Below are 13,916 nucleotides of genomic sequence, written 5' to 3'. Positions count from 1 at the left end.
TACGCTTGCCCTGCACTCTTGTTCGCGGCTTACGCCGCTCCGCAGCAGGACCAACACTCGATACGGGCGGGCGGCTAACCCTTACCCGACGGGGACTTTCACCCCGCAAGAGACGCCGAGCTTTGCTCGGCGCGATAACGTAAAGCCTAAAGCGGCGCGCGCCAATGATGACGCGGAGAATTAGCACGACGCCCGTGGCGCGCGCTCGCTTTTGAGGCGCAGGTTAGGCAATTATTGGGTTCCATAACTGAGCCTGGTTCCTTATCTCACCCTAAGGATGCGCTGATTTATTCCGGTGCATCAACGGGGCCTGAGTGATAAAATTCCGGACAACCTGCCACCGCCGATACACTGAACGATGACGCATCCATCCTGCGCCCACCCCGATTTTGCCGGCAAGAAGAAGCGGACCCGCCGGGAGCGATTTCTGGCCGAGATGGAACAGGTCGTACCGTGGGCAGCGCTGCTGGCGGCGTTGTCGCCACACTACTTTCCCAATGCCAGCGGGCGGCGCGGGCGACCACCAGTCGGACTGGAGCGGATGCTGCGGATGTACTTCGTCCAGCAGTGGTACGGCTTGGCCGACGAGGCGACGGAGGACGCGCTCTACGACAGTCGGGCGTTGTGCGACTTCGTTGGCATCGATCCACGCTGCGAGTTGGTGCCGGACGCCACGACGCTGTTGAAGTTCCGGCGGTTGCTGGAGAAGCAGGAGCTGACCAAAACCATCTTCGAGACGGTCAATGCAGGTTTGCGGGAGCGCGGGTTGTTGTTGGACAAGGGCACGCTGGTCGACGCGACCATCCTGGCCGCCCCGTCCTCGACGAAAAACAAAGACAAGGCGCGTGACCCGGAGATGCATCAGACCCGCAAGGGCAACCAGTGGTATTTCGGGATGAAGGCGCATATCGGCGCGGATGCCGAGTCCGGACTGGTCCACACGGTGGTGGGCACCGCCGCCAACGTCGCCGATGTCACGCAGACGGAGCACCTGCTGCACGGCCAGGAGGAGGTCGTGTTCGCCGATGCCGGCTACATCGGGGCCGACAAGCGCGAGGCGCTCAAGGAGCGGCAGGTGGACTGGCACATCGCCATGAAGCGCGGCAAGATCAAGGCGATGGAGGAGGGTCCCCTGAAGGAGTTGACCGTCCAGGCCGAGCGGCTCAAGGCGCAAGTCCGCGCCCGTGTCGAGCATCCCTTTCATGTGGTCAAGAACCTGTTTGACCATGCGAAGGTCCGTTATAAAGGTCTGGCGAAGAACGTCGCCCAACTGCACACGCTATTCGCCCTGGCGAATCTGGTGTGCGCCAAGAAGACCCTGTTGGCCGCCTGATATGGTCAAGGTGCGCCCCGAATGCGGGCCGCCGCGGCAAATTACACGATTGCGAGAGACAACGAGGCTGATTCACAGAAAACGCGAGCAGAACCCTCGTTCTCGGTGAAAAAATCTCGCCCTTCGGAGGCATCTCAGAGGACGACACGATTTAATCAGCGCCTCCTTAGGGCAATGGGCCACTCTGCGCTCTACTCATCCGACCCATTTCCTGCCTTGGCGCACCCGCGCTGCAAAGGCCCGCGCACCCGCCCGGGGTTGCGCACCAGGAGCAGCGAGAGATAGGCGACCTTCTCCCCCCGCAGGCTGCCGACCGACTCCACGACACGTTCATCGGGCGCGCCGACCTTCTCGATGAAACACGCCTGCTCCAGCAGGCCGCGCCGCTCCAGCAGGTCCAAGAGCGGGTCGAGCAACGGCTTGACCTTGAGCAGGACCAGGGTGTCGAAGGAGTCGATGAGCCCATCGATGACCGCGACGCCATAGGCGGCGGGGAGGATGGCGAGCGTCCCGTCCTCCTCCACCAGCGGCGCGGCGATCCGCGCGGCGGCGGCATTGTACGAGGGCACCCCGGGGATCACCTCCACCACCACCGCGGGGACCAGCGCACGCAGCGCCCGCGCCAGATGACCGAAGGTCGAATAGGTGGAGGCGTCGCCCTCCACCAGGAACAGCAGGTCGCGCCCGCTGGCCAACCAGTCGGCGCAGCAGGCCCCGGCGCGCGTCCAGGCCAGGGCCAGGACCCTGGGGTCGCTGGTCATCGGGAAGTGCAGCGCCTGCGCGTCCGCCGGGACCGCAAGCCCGGCCCGCTGCACGATGGCCAGTGCGTAGGACTCCGCGCCCTTGCCCTTGACCGGATAGACCCAGCGGGCGTCCGATTGAAGCGCGGTCCAGCCGCGGCGGGTGATGAGGTCCGGGTCGCCGGGGCCTAATGAGAGACCGATCAGGCGGCCCAGGCGGGGTGGAACGGATTCAGTCATGGTCAAGGTTCCTTAAAGGCAGTCAGTATCCACACCGGATTCAGTGCGGCCAGCCGGTGTAGACCCAGGATCGGCTGGCTACGGGCGACAGTGAGTTGGATGAGGTCCCAGGCGAGCCCTGCCCGGTCCAGTGCCGCGGTGGCGGCGGCCAGGTTTTCCAGTGCAACAAAATTCATCACCAGGCGCCCGCCGGGGCGCAGGCGGGCCGCGATCAGTTCGATCAGTGCATCCAGGGCACCACCCGAGCCGCCGACAAAGACCGCATCGGGGTCCGGCCAGGCGTCCAACCCGACGGGGGCCTTGCCCTCGAACAGGCTGTAGTTGCTCCGGCGCAGACGGCGCGCGTTGGCGCGGGCGTCCGCCACCTGGGCCGCCTCCTTCTCGATCGCCCAGCAATGGCCACGGCGGGCGATGCGGCTGGCCTCCAGCCCGACCGAGCCGGAGCCGGCGCCGATATCCCACACGATGCTGTCCGGGTGCAAGGCGAGCTTCGCAAGGCTGACCGCGCGCACCTCCAGCTTGGTGATCAGCCCGGCGCCCTCGCCGTCCGTGCGACCCTGTTTGGCAAAGTCGCTATCGGCCAGACCGAAGACCTGGCGCCGATCCGCCACGCGCTCAACAATCGCGATATTAGGTGTCGGAAAGGCTTGCCCGGCGGCCTCCTCAAGACCCAAACGGGGAAACAGCGCCTCATCTGGTCTGGCCAGGCGGGCGGCGACCGACAGCCGGACCTCCTCCCCATAGCCCAGGGTCAGCAGCGCCCGGGCGATCCGGTCCGGGCCGTTCGCCGGGCTGGTGAAGACCGCCACCAAGGGGTGCAACGCGACCGCACGCAGCACCCGATACAGCCCGTGATCCGGGGTGGCACCCCAGTCCCAGTCACCGGAATCGGCGCCGTGACAGGAGGCGACCTGCACGTCCTGCCAGGGCCGCTTGAGGCGGGCGAAGGCGAGTTGCAGGGTCGAGGGGACGGGCAGGACCTCCAGCGCCTCCGCGCCCAAGGCCGCGATCAGGCGGCCGGCGATGCCGTGACACAGGGGGTCGCCGGTGGCGAGCACCGCCACCGGCAACCCGCCCGCCTGTGCCTCACGCACCCAGTCCGGGACCTGCGCCAGGGCGCCGTCCATCGCCCGTTGCCGGACCCAGGGGGCCAGGTGCGGGGCGACCAGTGCCAGGGTGCGGACGGCACCGATCACGCAGCCCGCACCGGCCAACCGTGTACGCGCGTCGTCCGCCAGGCCGGCCCAGCCGTCGTCCAGGATGCCGATCAATGCGCAGTCAGTCATGAGCCTCTTCCGCCACGGTGGCGATGGGCTGGCCGTCAAAGTCGCAGGCCAGCACGGTGAGCCGATGGGGTCCGGGGTAGCGTTCGCGCAGGCTCGCGATCACGCGGCCGGCCAACGCCTGGTGCAGTGGGACAGCCAGGCCGATTGCCGCCAGGCCCTCCGCGGCAAAGCGCGCGGTCGCGGCGGCACGGATCTGCTCGACCAGGTCCGGGGGCGCGCCGACCTCGGCGGCCACATCGGCAATCAGGTCGCGGTCCAACTCGGCGCGCCAGGCGTGGGTGACCGCCAATCCCTGGGCGATCTTGGTCAGCTTGCCCACCATGGCGCCGACGATGATGTGTTGCATCCGGTGCTTCACCGCGGCGGTGAAGGCGGCCTTCACGAAGTCGCCCATCTGCACGAAACAGACCTCCGGCAGCGCGGCAAAGGACGCGATGGCGGCCTGCTCGGTGCGCCCGCCGGTGGTGAAGACGACCGTGGTCTGGCCCTGATGGGCGGCCACCCGTACCGCCTGGACCACGCTCGCGCGAAAGGCGGCGGTCGAATAGGGCCGCACGATGCCGGTGGTGCCCAGGATAGAGATCCCGCCTAAGATGCCGAGCCGGGCATTCAGGGTCTTGGCGGCCATCGCCTCCCCGCCCGGGACCGAGATCGTCACCTCAAGGGTATCCCCCGCCGCCAGCAGCGCCGCACCGGCGGCCCGGACGTTCTCGGCGATGTTGCGCCGCGGCACCGGATTGATCGCCGCCGTACCGACCCCGAGCCCCAGCCCCGCCCGGGTCACGACCCCCACGCCGGGACCGCCGTTGAGCACCAACTCGCCCCCGCCGCCGGGGATGCGCTGCACGTCGGCGGTGAGGTGGGCACCGTTGGTCGCGTCCGGGTCGTCCCCCGCGTCCTTCACACAGACCGCGTGGGCGCGGTCGCCCTCGACCCGACCCTCGGTGATCGCAAAGACCGCCCGCTGTCCGTTGGGCAGCAGGCACTCGACGTTGTCCGGCACCCGGCCCTGCACCAGGCCCAGGGTGGCCGCGGTGGCCGCCGCCGCCGCATTAGCGCCGGTGGTGAAGCCGGTGCGACCACTGCGACCGCGGCGGGCGTCGGCTTTGGGGGAGCGATTGCGGGTTTGATGGCCGGGGGTCATGCTTCCTTCACTCCTAAACCGGCCAGAGCCATTACCGGCGCAGCAGGCGATCATATTCTTCGTGAGTACCGATCCAGACCCAGATGTACCCGCCGTCGTCTTCCATGGCGAGCGCGCGATGGTCGCGGCCAACCCGCGCGGACCAGAGCCTTCCCACTTTCTTCAGCTGCAATGAAGGATGACGCGGGTTTTGCTTGAGTAGTTCATAGTTCTTGCGAGCAACGCCCTGCACCGCTTCCGGCAAAGCATAGAAGCAATTCCAGAAACGCCCCGTTGTCTTGTGCTTCACAGGTTACCAAGCGTGCCATTTCTCTTTTCATCAAGCGCCTCTTCGATCAGGAAATCGAGCTTTCCAGAGGCAACATCTCTTTCAATCTCTTCGTCCCAAGCATGCCAATCGCGCTCGGACAACCAGTGCGTCAGCTTCATATACTCACAATAAGGAAGCGCTTCAATGTCGGTCTTGACTTCTTCAAATGTTTTCATATGGAAGACCTCATTATTCAAACGCGAGCTCGCCCTCTGCCAATCGCAACCGATGTTATCACGCAGCCGAGCAAGGAGCGCCACTAATCACCCAATGACAAAGGCGACCTCAGACGGCCTGCGCATGTAGCCGTACACCCAGCGCCCGCGCCACTTTAAGAACAGTTGCCAAGCTGGGATTCCCATCGCCACTCAGCGCTCGATAAAGGCTCTCACGGCTGAGCCCCGCATCCTTGGCGACCTGTGTCATTCCCTTCGCGCGCGCGATGTCTCCAAGCGCCCTGGCGATTCCTGCTGCGTCTTCCGGTGCTTCTTCGAGCCACGCATCGAGGTACGCGGCCATCTCTTCGGGTGTTCGCAGGTGCTCCGCAACGTCGTATGGCGTGGTTTTCGTCTTCTCCTTGGATACTCTGGTGGCGTATACCTTCGGCATGATTGGCTACTCGGTAAAATTCTTGGCCAGACAGATCGCGGTGGCGATATCTTTCTGTTGGGTCGACTTGTCCCCGCCGGCGAGGAGCAATAGCAGTCGCGTTCCCCGTAGCGAGTAATACACCCGGTACCCGGGGCCGACATCGACCTTCAATTCAGATACACCGTCGGTCAGGTCTCTGTGGCTGCCAGGGTTTCCATGGACCAACCTGTCCACGCGAACCAAAATCCTCGCCCGGGCTGAGCGATCCTTCAGCTCGTCAATCCAATGCCGGTACTCATCGGTTTTTTCGACACGCATGGCCTTAGTGTAGCCTATCAGCTACACACGTCAAGGACGGCGCTTCATGCGACAGAACTCAACATGCTTGCGGTTCGCTTCGCCTTGCCGGGGTCAGGACGCCTGCGCGCCGCCAGCCTCCTCCGCCGCCAGCGCTAACAAGGCATGAATCGCCGCAACGACCAGGGTCGAGCCGCCCTTGCGGCCCTGCACAGTAATCCATGGAACCTCAGTGACCTGCGCCAGCAGCGCCTTGGACTCGGCCGCTGAGACGAAGCCGACCGGCATGCCGACGACAAGCGCCGGGCGCACGCCCTCCTCCGCAATCAGTCGCAGGACCTCCAGCAGCGCGGTCGGGGCGTTACCGATGCCGATGATGGCGCCATCCAGCAACCCGAGTCCCTGGGCCTTGCGCATGGCCTGCACGGCGCGGGTGGTGCCCTCGGCCTGGGCCTGGGCGATCGCGTCGGGGTCGGCGATGAACTGATAGGGCGTCAGACCGAAGCGGGCGAGCCGCGCGCCCGAGAGCCCGGCCAGGATCATCCCGACGTCAGCGACCACGGGTCGGCCGGACTGGCGCAGTGCCGCCAGTCCGGCTGGGACCGCCTGCGGGTGAAAGGCGGTCAGACCATTCATCTCAAAGTCCGCGCTGGCGTGGATCATCCGCCGCACGATCGACCACTGGCCCGGGTCGTAAGCATGGGGGCCGGCCTCCCGGTCGATGATGGCGAATGAGTCGTGCTCAATCGCCCGGCCCGCGCTGGTGTCCTGCTCGGTTACTGCCTGCTCACCGCTCATATTGGTCTCATTGTTCATTGGGCGCTCGCGGCGCAGAGCGCCTGACACAGGCGTGACACCGCCCAGCGGTGTCACGAGGGATTAGACGTGGGTATGGGCATGGTCGTGCAGGTGCTCCGCCTGTGCCGCCGCGCGGTATTTGCAGCCGTCGCACTCCAGGAGCCCGCCCGCGGGCAGGTCGCGACCCTCGGCGCGGGCGTCGAGCAGGCTGAAGATGCCCTCGTCGAAGCCGAAGTGCGCACTCAAGGCAAAGGCAACGCCCGGATACTGGCCGCGCAGCCGCGCCACCTGGGCGGCGATACGCTCGGTGAGACGGCCGGCAAAGAGATACACCGGCACGATCAGGATTTGGGTCATGCCCAGCCGCACCTGACGCTGCACCACCGTCTCCAGCCGCGGCCAGGCGATGCCGGTAAAGGCCAGATCCACCAGGTCGTGGTCATTGCCCTCGAAGAGCCAGCGCGCCATCCGAGCCAATTCGCCGTTGGCACCCGCGTCCGAGGAACCGCGACCCAGCAGGATGACGCCGGTGGTGCGGGGATCGGGCACGGCGAGCTCGGTCATCAGGCCATCGAGCCGACCCTGGAGCACGGCCAGCACCTCGTGCCCCATGCCGATGTGGGGCACGCAGTCGAAGGTTACCAAGGGGTGGCGGAGCCGCGCGGCATCGATGGCGGCGGGGATCTCCATCTTGACGTGCCCGGCGGCATTGAGAATGAAGGGCAGGACCACCACCCGCCGGGACTCACGCGCGGCCAGGTCCAGCCCGGCGTCCAGCAGGACGGCGTCCCACTCGATGAAGCAGGTGGCAATATGCCAGTCGGGGTGACGCGCCTGCCACTGCTCGGCAAATTGCAGGGTCTCGGCATTGCCCCCGTGGGCGCGCGAGCCGTGGCCGACCAGCAATAAAGTGGTGTCTCTCATGTGTCGGACTCCGCAGTGACGGCGCGGCGGAAGCGGTGTCCGAAGGCCGGGTCATAGAGCTTGGAGGGGGTGAGTTCAGCCCAACCACCGGCCCCGAGCGCGGGGCTCGCGATGATCATCGCCTGGGCGCCAATCCCGGCCTCACGGCAGCGCTGGTCGATGTCGTCGAGGCGACCGCGCACGATCAGCTCGCGCCCCGGCCAACTCGCCTTCTGCACCACCAGGATCGGGGCGTCCGGCGCCCAGCCGGCGGCGCTCAAGGCCCGTTGGACCTCGGGCATCAGGGTCGCGGACAGATAGATGCACAGGGTGCTGTGGTGGGCGGCCAGGGCCTCCAGTCCCTCCCCATCCGGCATCGGGGTACGCCCGGCCACGCGGGTGAGGATCACCGTCTGGGTGACCTCCGGCAGGGTCAGGCTCTCACCGGCCGCCGCCGCGGCGGCCATCGCCGAGGTCACCCCCGGCACCACCCGCCAGGGGATGCCGGCCGCGTCGAGCGGCCGGGTCATCTCGATCAAGGCGCCGTAAAGCCCAGGGTCGCCGGTCTGTAGCCGCACCACCGTCTCGCACTCACCGGCGGCGGCGATCAGCCAGTCGGCGATCTGCTCCAGGGTCATCGATTTGGAGTCCTGCACCCGACAGCCGGCAGGGGCATAGCGGGCCGCTGCCGCGTCCACCAAAGAGCCGGCAAAGAGGATGGCGCCGGCCTGTTCGATCAGGCCACGCCCCTTGACCGTGATCAGGTCCGGGTCACCCGGTCCGGCACCGACGAACCACACGCAACCCATGACGACCTCACCGGACTTCCCGTTTCACCCCGTGGCGCGGTTGCACCGCGGGGAACCCAAAGTAAGACGGTAGGATAAGCCAGGGGTACGCAGCCGGGCAAGCCGGGTTTGACCCCGGCGCACCCGCCATTTTAGACTGCCGCTCCAACGAAGCCGGTTCCTGCTTGGGCGAACGTCCAGGTGGGATGAAAAGGGAACATGGTCCATGCCATGGCTGCCCCCGCAACTGTAAGCAGAGAGTCGAAGCCCACACCGCCACTGGTCGCCCGCACGGGGCTGGGAAGGCGGGCGATGACCGTGACCTGCAAGCCAGGAGACCTGCCGGCCCCGTACGTTTGACTGCCGGGCGGGGTGCCCCGGTGGCGAGGTCGCATCGCGCGCAAGGCCCTGCCGGCCACCGGGCCGCCGGCCCGTTCATTGAAGCGTCACTCTCCGCCCGACACCCCGCGACCATCGCCTTGGGGAGACTGTACGCTATGCACATTATGGAGGGGTTCCTGCCCCCGCTCCACGCCGCCGCCTGGACCGTCGTGGCCATCCCGTTCCTGGTCGTCGGCGCGCGGCGCATCACCCGGATCACCAACGAACACCCGCGCACCAAGCTCTTGCTGGCCAGTGCCGGGGCCTTCGCCTTTGTCCTCTCGGCGCTCAAGATCCCCTCGGTGACCGGCAGTTGCTCGCACCCGACCGGCACCGGACTGGGGTCGATCCTGTTCGGCCCGCCGGTGATGGCGGTACTGGGGGCCATCGTGCTGCTGTTTCAGGCCCTGCTCCTGGCCCATGGGGGACTGACCACCCTGGGGGCCAACATCGTCTCAATGGCCATCGTCGGCCCCTGGGTCGCCTATGGCTGCTTCCGCCTGACCCGCCCCCTGGGCCTCGGCATCGCGGTCTTTCTGGCGGCCATGCTGGGTGATCTGGCGACCTATCTGGTCACCGCCACCCAACTCGCCCTGGCCTTCCCCGACCCGGTCAGCGGTTTCCCGGGGGCGCTGGCCAAGTTCGGCGGGGTCTTTGCCCTGACCCAGGTCCCGTTGGCCGTCATCGAGGGCCTGCTCACGGTGGTGGTGGTCAATCTGCTCACCGAGTTCAGCCGCGACGAACTCAGTGAGCTCGGCTTTAACCGGCGGGTGGCCGACGACGGCGGTGCCACGCTGGCACCCATCCAATCGCCGACCAGCTAGCGGAGCACCAGATGAAGCGCATCAACCTGATCCTGCTGGGATTGGTCGTGGCGATTGCCGCCCTGCCCCTGCTGCTGCCGGTCACCCGCGGACTGGCCGAGCCCTTCGCGGGGGCCGACGCCCAGGCCCAGGCGGCCATCACCCAGAGCAATCCGGACTATCGGCCCTGGTTCTCGCCCCTGTGGGAGCCGCCGAGCGGCGAGATCGAATCCTTCCTCTTTGCCCTGCAGGCGGCACTGGGGGCCGGGCTCCTGGGCTATTACCTGGGCCTGCGCCGGGGGCAGGGCCAACGGCAGACCCGGCGGCGCCGGGGAGAGGCGCCGCGGCGCGGGGCGGACGCCGCCGATGTTCCCGATTGACCAATACGCCTGGACCCACCGCTGGCGCGGCCATCACCCGGCCGAGCGCGCGGTGCTGGCGGGCGGGATGCTACTGATCGCCATCACGGCGCCGCCGCTCGCCACCGCCCCCCTGGTCGTGCTGGCCATGGCCGGGGCCACGGTGGCGGGCGCAGGTGTGCCGCTCGCCGCCTGGCTGCGGGTGATGACCATACCGGCGGGTTTCCTGCTCTTGAGCCTGCCCTTTCTGGCGGTGTCATTGGACCTGACCGACGGCGTGGCGCTCACCGTGTCGGCCGCCGGTGCCTGGCTCGCGGTGGCGGTCGGTCTGCGCTCACTGGCCGCGGTGTCCGCACTCGCCTTCCTGACCCTCACCACCCCGGTCGCCGAGTTGGTGCCCTGGCTGCGCCGGGTCGGCGTGCCGCAGGCGGTGGTGGAGATCGCACTACTCATCTACCGGCTGCTCTTCATCCTCGCGGACTGCGCCGACGCCACCCGGCACGCCCAGGAGGCGCGGCTGGGCTACAGCACGACACGGCGGGGTATCCGCTCGCTCGGCCTGCTGGCGGGGACCCTCCTGACGCGCGCCCTGGCGCGGACACGGCGCCTGGAGATCGGGCTCGCGGCCCGCGGGTTCGAGGGTGAGTTACGGGTGCTGGCCAGCGAACGTACACTGTCGCGGCCCCGGCTGGCGGCTGTCGCCGCACTGCTGTTCACCGTAGCGGCGCTCGGCCTGACCCTGGATCGGGCGCTGCATTGACCGCCCCCATCCTGGATGCACAAGGGCTGAACTACGCCTATCCGGGCGGTGTGGCGGCCCTGCGGGGGATGAATCTCAGCGTTCAGCGCGGGCGGCGGCTCGCGCTCCTGGGCTCCAACGGCTGCGGCAAGACGACGCTCTTGCTACACCTCAACGGCACCCTGAGGCCAGGCGCTGGCCAGGTCCTGATCGACGGGCAACCGGCCGGCTATGACCGCGCGTCGCTCGCCGCCTGGCGCGGGCGCGTCGGGCTGGTCCTGCAGGAACCGGACGACCAACTGTTCTCGGCCACCGTTTACCAGGATGTCTCATTCGGCCCGCTCAACCAAGGACTCAGCGAGCCGGACGCCCGCGAGCGGGTGCGCGAGGCCCTGGCGGCCCTGGACATCGCGGAGCTCGCCGAGCGCGCCACCCATCTGTTGAGCTTCGGTCAGAAAAAGCGGGTGGCGATCGCCGGGGTCCTGGCCATGCAACCGCAGGTGCTGATCCTGGACGAGCCGACCGCCGGGCTGGATGCGCCCGGCGTGACTCAGCTCAAGGCCGCCCTGGAGCGGCTCCAGGCACGCGGCACCACCCTGGTCTTCTCCACCCACGACGTGGACCTGGCCTACGCCTGGGCGGACGACGTGGCCATCCTGGGCGAGGGGCGCTTGTTGCGCCAGGGCGGGACGGTGGCGACCCTTGCCGACGCGGACCTACTCGCCGCCGCTCAGTTGAACACACCGACCATCCTGACCCTGGCCGCCGCGCTGCGGGAGCCGGGCCGCCCCTGGCCGGGGGGGCAACCGCCGCGTACCGCGGAGGATTTGGTCGCCTGCTTGGGCGAACGTCACGATCCCGGGAGATTTTAGCGGCAAACCATGCCACGGCGAGACAGGCCTTGATCATCGTTCCGGCCACCCTGGGGTCGGAGTCCAAGGCTTCAGCCTTGGATGGACAGGACCAAGGCTGAAGCCTTGGACTCCAGACGATGACCGCCGGCCTCAACGATGATTGAGGCCGCGAGACAGTCGCGCCTTCGCCTACCAACTGACCCCGAACCCACAGCCCCGAAGGGGCGTAAGATACCAGCCCAGGGCAACGCCCTGGGTTGTGCGCAGTTCGATCCTTAGCCCTGAAAGGGCGTGACATAAGCCCACCCCAAACAGCGGCCGAGTTTCGAACCGCGTTACCTCATCCTTCATCGCCAAGCCCCCAAACGACGATGCGAATTACCCGAATCGAGATCGACAACTTCAAGTCCCTAGTCGGGTTCAGTCTCGATCTGGCAGGGTTTACGTGTCTGATTGGGCTCAACGGTTCCGGCAAGTCGACAATACTGCAAGCTGTCGATTTTCTCTCCTGTTTATTTCGGGGGAATGTATCAGGCTGGCTCGCTCAAAGACAATGGCAATCCGCCGATCTTGGCTCGCAACTCATCCAAAAAAGAAACATCGATCTATCCCTCCACCTTACAGATGGGGACATTAGCTTCCATTGGCGAGGCACTTTCAATCGCACACTATTACATTGCACCCAGGAATCACTAGTCGTCGGAGGTATCGAGTTTTTTCGTGTAGAAGGCGGGGATCTATCAACCGTAGTGGGCGGGAACCTGACAACATTCGAGGTTTCGGATATAGGCTCCACAGGAACGGTCGTGAGGGAATCGATCAAGATCCTATTCAAACACCAGGGCTCTATTCTCTCCCAAATAAAAAGGAGCTCAATGTCTAAGCAGGTCATGCGATTCCGAGAGTTCATGCAACAGACAACGTCGCTTGACCTGCTCGCACCTCAATACCTTAGGCAGCGCACCCGTGACAGCGGAGGTGGACTCGGCCTTGGGGGAGAGCGGCTGTCGGCGTTTCTGCACGAGTTATCGACGGCTCAACGACAAAAGTTGGTCGAGCAGCTCCGCCAATGTTACCCGCAATTGGAATCCCTCAGCACCCAATCGCTGCGTTCGGGATGGAAACAACTCACGGTTCAGGAGCGATTCGGCGATCGTCGATTGAGGACCGAGGCACGCCAGGTCAACGACGGCATGCTGCGGTTGATGGCGATTCTGGCGGAGCTCTTGACGGATACGCAATTCCTCCTGTTTGACGAGATCGAGAACGGCATCAACCCTGAACTGGTCGAGTTCCTGTTGGACACCCTGATCCGAGCACCACAGCAGATCCTGGTCACCACCCACAGCCCCATGATTCTCAACTATCTCGAAGACGATGTGGCCCGTGCGGGGGTGCAGTACATCTACAAAACACCCGAAGGCGCGACTCGCTCGGTGCCGTTCTTCTCGATTCCCTCTTTAGCCCGTAAGTTGGAGGTCATGGGGCCTGGAGAGGCCTTCGCGGACACTGAGCTTTCACGACTGCATGAGGAGATTGCGGAAATGCCCGCCGCGGACCAGGATACCGGTCGTGCTGTTCCTCGTTAGCGGCGAAGGACCGAGCGATATGGGCCGGTGCCAGGGTCCGGACCCATGCCAAGGCGATCGGTTCGAGCCAGGTCCGATGGCGTGGATCGTCGCTCAAATCGCCGAGAAGACGTTACAGCAATCGCCTATCGCGACCGGATTGGTCCGATTTGTCTCCGAGGGGACGCTCGATGAAAAGGCCAAGACCCTGAAGCCGAAAACCTTTCCCGGCAAAAAACGAAAGCAGGAAACCGCGCTCTTCTATCGTCCTGCCAGGGCTTTGGCGCGAATGGCTTGCGATCTCGCGGCGCAGTCTGGAGAGCGGGTTGTTGCAGTATTGTTCCACGATGCAGATGGAACGCGATCGGCAAGGCGAGGACTCTGGCAGGACAAATGGGATTCGATGATCAACGGCTTCAACGTCGAGGGCTTCCATTTCGGTGTTCCAATGATTCCAAAGCCGAAATCAGAGGCCTGGCTCCTGTGTGCGCTGAAGGCGAACCAGCCTTACCAACACTGCGCACGTATTGAGGATGAGTCCGGCAATGACAGTGCGGCGAATAACCTGAAGACGCAACTCAAAAATGAGCTGAGCGAGGAACCGACCAGCTCGCTCCTCGCCGAGAAGGTGGGGAGCGGAGAAGTTGATGTGTTCAGGATCGACATGCCCAGCTTCCGGAAGTTTCGTGAACGCCTGGAATACTTGATCGTCTCAGCCAAGCCGCAATAACCGTCATCATCGTTCCGGTTACGGACCTGCATAGGTCGCCCTTCAGGGCGCC

17 protein-coding genes, 1 pseudogene and 1 riboswitch are annotated in these 13,916 nt (G+C 65.8%); of the genes and pseudogenes, 8 read left to right on the top strand and 10 right to left on the bottom strand.

Translation table 11 applies throughout. From position 1 onward, the window contains the following. Nucleotides 1–358: 358 nt before the first annotated feature. Nucleotides 359–1,333, top strand: coding sequence for an IS5 family transposase (locus QZX93_RS18920; protein WP_295394836.1), 975 nt, complete (start codon nt 359–361; stop codon nt 1,331–1,333). 191 nt (nt 1,334–1,524) lie between these two features. On the opposite strand, the gene cobI is transcribed toward QZX93_RS18920, so the two are convergent. From cobI to cobM, 10 genes are all read right to left on the bottom strand, one after another. Then, the gene (cobI, locus tag QZX93_RS18915) at nt 1,525–2,313 is read right to left on the bottom strand and encodes a precorrin-2 C(20)-methyltransferase (protein ID WP_295385766.1); all 789 of its coding nucleotides are present in this window, start codon (nt 2,311–2,313) and stop codon (nt 1,525–1,527) included. A gap of 2 nt (nt 2,314–2,315) precedes the next feature. Beyond that, nucleotides 2,316–3,599, bottom strand: a complete 1,284-nt coding sequence (gene cbiE / locus QZX93_RS18910; protein WP_295385764.1) for a precorrin-6y C5,15-methyltransferase (decarboxylating) subunit CbiE — start codon at nt 3,597–3,599, stop codon at nt 2,316–2,318. Then, nucleotides 3,592–4,743, bottom strand: coding sequence for a cobalt-precorrin-5B (C(1))-methyltransferase (locus QZX93_RS18905; RefSeq protein ID WP_295385762.1), 1,152 nt, complete (start codon nt 4,741–4,743; stop codon nt 3,592–3,594). The genes cbiE and QZX93_RS18905 overlap by 8 nt, the downstream gene beginning before the upstream one ends. A 31-nt stretch (nt 4,744–4,774) precedes the next feature. Continuing rightward, on the bottom strand, nt 4,775–5,032 hold the full coding sequence (locus QZX93_RS18900; RefSeq protein WP_295385760.1) for a hypothetical protein: 258 nt from the start codon (nt 5,030–5,032) through the stop codon (nt 4,775–4,777). Further along, the gene (locus QZX93_RS18895; protein ID WP_295385758.1) at nt 5,029–5,229 is read right to left on the bottom strand and encodes a hypothetical protein; all 201 of its coding nucleotides are present in this window, start codon (nt 5,227–5,229) and stop codon (nt 5,029–5,031) included. The genes QZX93_RS18900 and QZX93_RS18895 overlap by 4 nt, the downstream gene beginning before the upstream one ends. A gap of 109 nt (nt 5,230–5,338) precedes the next feature. Then, the gene (locus QZX93_RS18890; RefSeq protein WP_295385756.1) at nt 5,339–5,662 is read right to left on the bottom strand and encodes an addiction module antidote protein; all 324 of its coding nucleotides are present in this window, start codon (nt 5,660–5,662) and stop codon (nt 5,339–5,341) included. A 6-nt stretch (nt 5,663–5,668) separates the two neighbouring features. Next, a complete protein-coding gene (locus QZX93_RS18885) occupies nt 5,669–5,962 on the bottom strand; it encodes a type II toxin-antitoxin system RelE/ParE family toxin (protein ID WP_295385753.1) in 294 nt (97 codons plus the stop codon). 93 nt (nt 5,963–6,055) lie between these two features. Continuing rightward, nucleotides 6,056–6,757 (bottom strand): precorrin-8X methylmutase, encoded by a 702-nt coding sequence (locus tag QZX93_RS18880; protein WP_295385751.1) that lies wholly within the window; start codon nt 6,755–6,757, stop codon nt 6,056–6,058. A gap of 63 nt (nt 6,758–6,820) precedes the next feature. Further along, nucleotides 6,821–7,663 (bottom strand): sirohydrochlorin chelatase, encoded by an 843-nt coding sequence (locus QZX93_RS18875; protein WP_295385749.1) that lies wholly within the window; start codon nt 7,661–7,663, stop codon nt 6,821–6,823. Then, the gene (gene cobM / locus QZX93_RS18870) at nt 7,660–8,451 is read right to left on the bottom strand and encodes a precorrin-4 C(11)-methyltransferase (protein ID WP_295385747.1); all 792 of its coding nucleotides are present in this window, start codon (nt 8,449–8,451) and stop codon (nt 7,660–7,662) included. The genes QZX93_RS18875 and cobM overlap by 4 nt, the downstream gene beginning before the upstream one ends. Nucleotides 8,452–8,588: 137 nt before the next feature. Continuing rightward, nucleotides 8,589–8,792: riboswitch (cobalamin riboswitch) on the top strand. 135 nt (nt 8,793–8,927) lie between these two features. Here cobM and QZX93_RS18865 point away from each other — a divergent pair. The 7 genes and pseudogenes from QZX93_RS18865 to QZX93_RS18835 all read left to right on the top strand — a co-directional run bounded on the left by QZX93_RS18865 (nt 8,928) and on the right by QZX93_RS18835 (nt 13,864). Continuing rightward, nucleotides 8,928–9,635 (top strand): energy-coupling factor ABC transporter permease, encoded by a 708-nt coding sequence (locus QZX93_RS18865; RefSeq protein WP_295385745.1) that lies wholly within the window; start codon nt 8,928–8,930, stop codon nt 9,633–9,635. Between the two features lie 11 nt (nt 9,636–9,646). Further along, nucleotides 9,647–9,994, top strand: coding sequence for an energy-coupling factor ABC transporter substrate-binding protein (locus QZX93_RS18860; RefSeq protein ID WP_295385743.1), 348 nt, complete (start codon nt 9,647–9,649; stop codon nt 9,992–9,994). Then, entirely contained in the window at nt 9,981–10,733 is a 753-nt protein-coding gene (gene cbiQ, locus QZX93_RS18855) for a cobalt ECF transporter T component CbiQ (RefSeq protein ID WP_295385734.1), read from the top strand. The genes QZX93_RS18860 and cbiQ overlap by 14 nt, the downstream gene beginning before the upstream one ends. Next, on the top strand, nt 10,730–11,584 hold the full coding sequence (locus tag QZX93_RS18850; protein ID WP_295385731.1) for an ATP-binding cassette domain-containing protein: 855 nt from the start codon (nt 10,730–10,732) through the stop codon (nt 11,582–11,584). Before cbiQ ends, QZX93_RS18850 begins: the two co-directional genes overlap by 4 nt. Nucleotides 11,585–11,937: 353 nt before the next feature. Then, nucleotides 11,938–12,072: pseudogene (locus tag QZX93_RS18845) on the top strand (AAA family ATPase); the annotation flags it as partial. A gap of 402 nt (nt 12,073–12,474) precedes the next feature. Beyond that, nucleotides 12,475–13,155, top strand: a complete 681-nt coding sequence (locus QZX93_RS18840) for an AAA family ATPase (protein WP_295385774.1) — start codon at nt 12,475–12,477, stop codon at nt 13,153–13,155. 76 nt (nt 13,156–13,231) lie between these two features. Continuing rightward, nucleotides 13,232–13,864 (top strand): hypothetical protein, encoded by a 633-nt coding sequence (locus QZX93_RS18835; protein ID WP_295385729.1) that lies wholly within the window; start codon nt 13,232–13,234, stop codon nt 13,862–13,864. Nucleotides 13,865–13,916 lie beyond the last annotated feature (52 nt).

This window comes from uncultured Thiodictyon sp. (genome assembly GCF_903946935.1).
Lineage (GTDB): Bacteria > Pseudomonadota > Gammaproteobacteria > Chromatiales > Chromatiaceae > Thiodictyon.
Note: the sequence above shows the minus strand (reverse complement) of the source record. Positions and strands in the feature narration are given on the sequence as shown.

Bases quoted from the DNA above. Each gene is read 5' to 3' on its own strand.
- QZX93_RS18840 (WP_295385774.1), top strand. From the start codon at position 12,475: ATGCAACAGACAACGTCGCTTGACCTGCTCGCACCTCAATACCTTAGG.
- QZX93_RS18895 (WP_295385758.1), bottom strand. From the start codon at position 5,229: ATGAAAACATTTGAAGAAGTCAAGACCGACATTGAAGCGCTTCCTTAT.
- QZX93_RS18875 (WP_295385749.1), bottom strand. From the start codon at position 7,663: ATGAGAGACACCACTTTATTGCTGGTCGGCCACGGCTCGCGCGCCCAC.
- QZX93_RS18835 (WP_295385729.1), top strand. From the start codon at position 13,232: ATGGCGTGGATCGTCGCTCAAATCGCCGAGAAGACGTTACAGCAATCG.
- cbiQ (WP_295385734.1), top strand. From the start codon at position 9,981: ATGTTCCCGATTGACCAATACGCCTGGACCCACCGCTGGCGCGGCCAT.
- QZX93_RS18860 (WP_295385743.1), top strand. From the start codon at position 9,647: ATGAAGCGCATCAACCTGATCCTGCTGGGATTGGTCGTGGCGATTGCC.
- QZX93_RS18905 (WP_295385762.1), bottom strand. From the start codon at position 4,743: ATGACCCCCGGCCATCAAACCCGCAATCGCTCCCCCAAAGCCGACGCC.
- QZX93_RS18885 (WP_295385753.1), bottom strand. From the start codon at position 5,962: ATGCGTGTCGAAAAAACCGATGAGTACCGGCATTGGATTGACGAGCTG.
- QZX93_RS18920 (WP_295394836.1), top strand. From the start codon at position 359: ATGACGCATCCATCCTGCGCCCACCCCGATTTTGCCGGCAAGAAGAAG.
- QZX93_RS18865 (WP_295385745.1), top strand. From the start codon at position 8,928: ATGCACATTATGGAGGGGTTCCTGCCCCCGCTCCACGCCGCCGCCTGG.
- cbiE (WP_295385764.1), bottom strand. From the start codon at position 3,599: ATGACTGACTGCGCATTGATCGGCATCCTGGACGACGGCTGGGCCGGC.
- QZX93_RS18890 (WP_295385756.1), bottom strand. From the start codon at position 5,662: ATGCCGAAGGTATACGCCACCAGAGTATCCAAGGAGAAGACGAAAACC.
- cobI (WP_295385766.1), bottom strand. From the start codon at position 2,313: ATGACTGAATCCGTTCCACCCCGCCTGGGCCGCCTGATCGGTCTCTCA.
- QZX93_RS18880 (WP_295385751.1), bottom strand. From the start codon at position 6,757: ATGAACAATGAGACCAATATGAGCGGTGAGCAGGCAGTAACCGAGCAG.
- cobM (WP_295385747.1), bottom strand. From the start codon at position 8,451: ATGGGTTGCGTGTGGTTCGTCGGTGCCGGACCGGGTGACCCGGACCTG.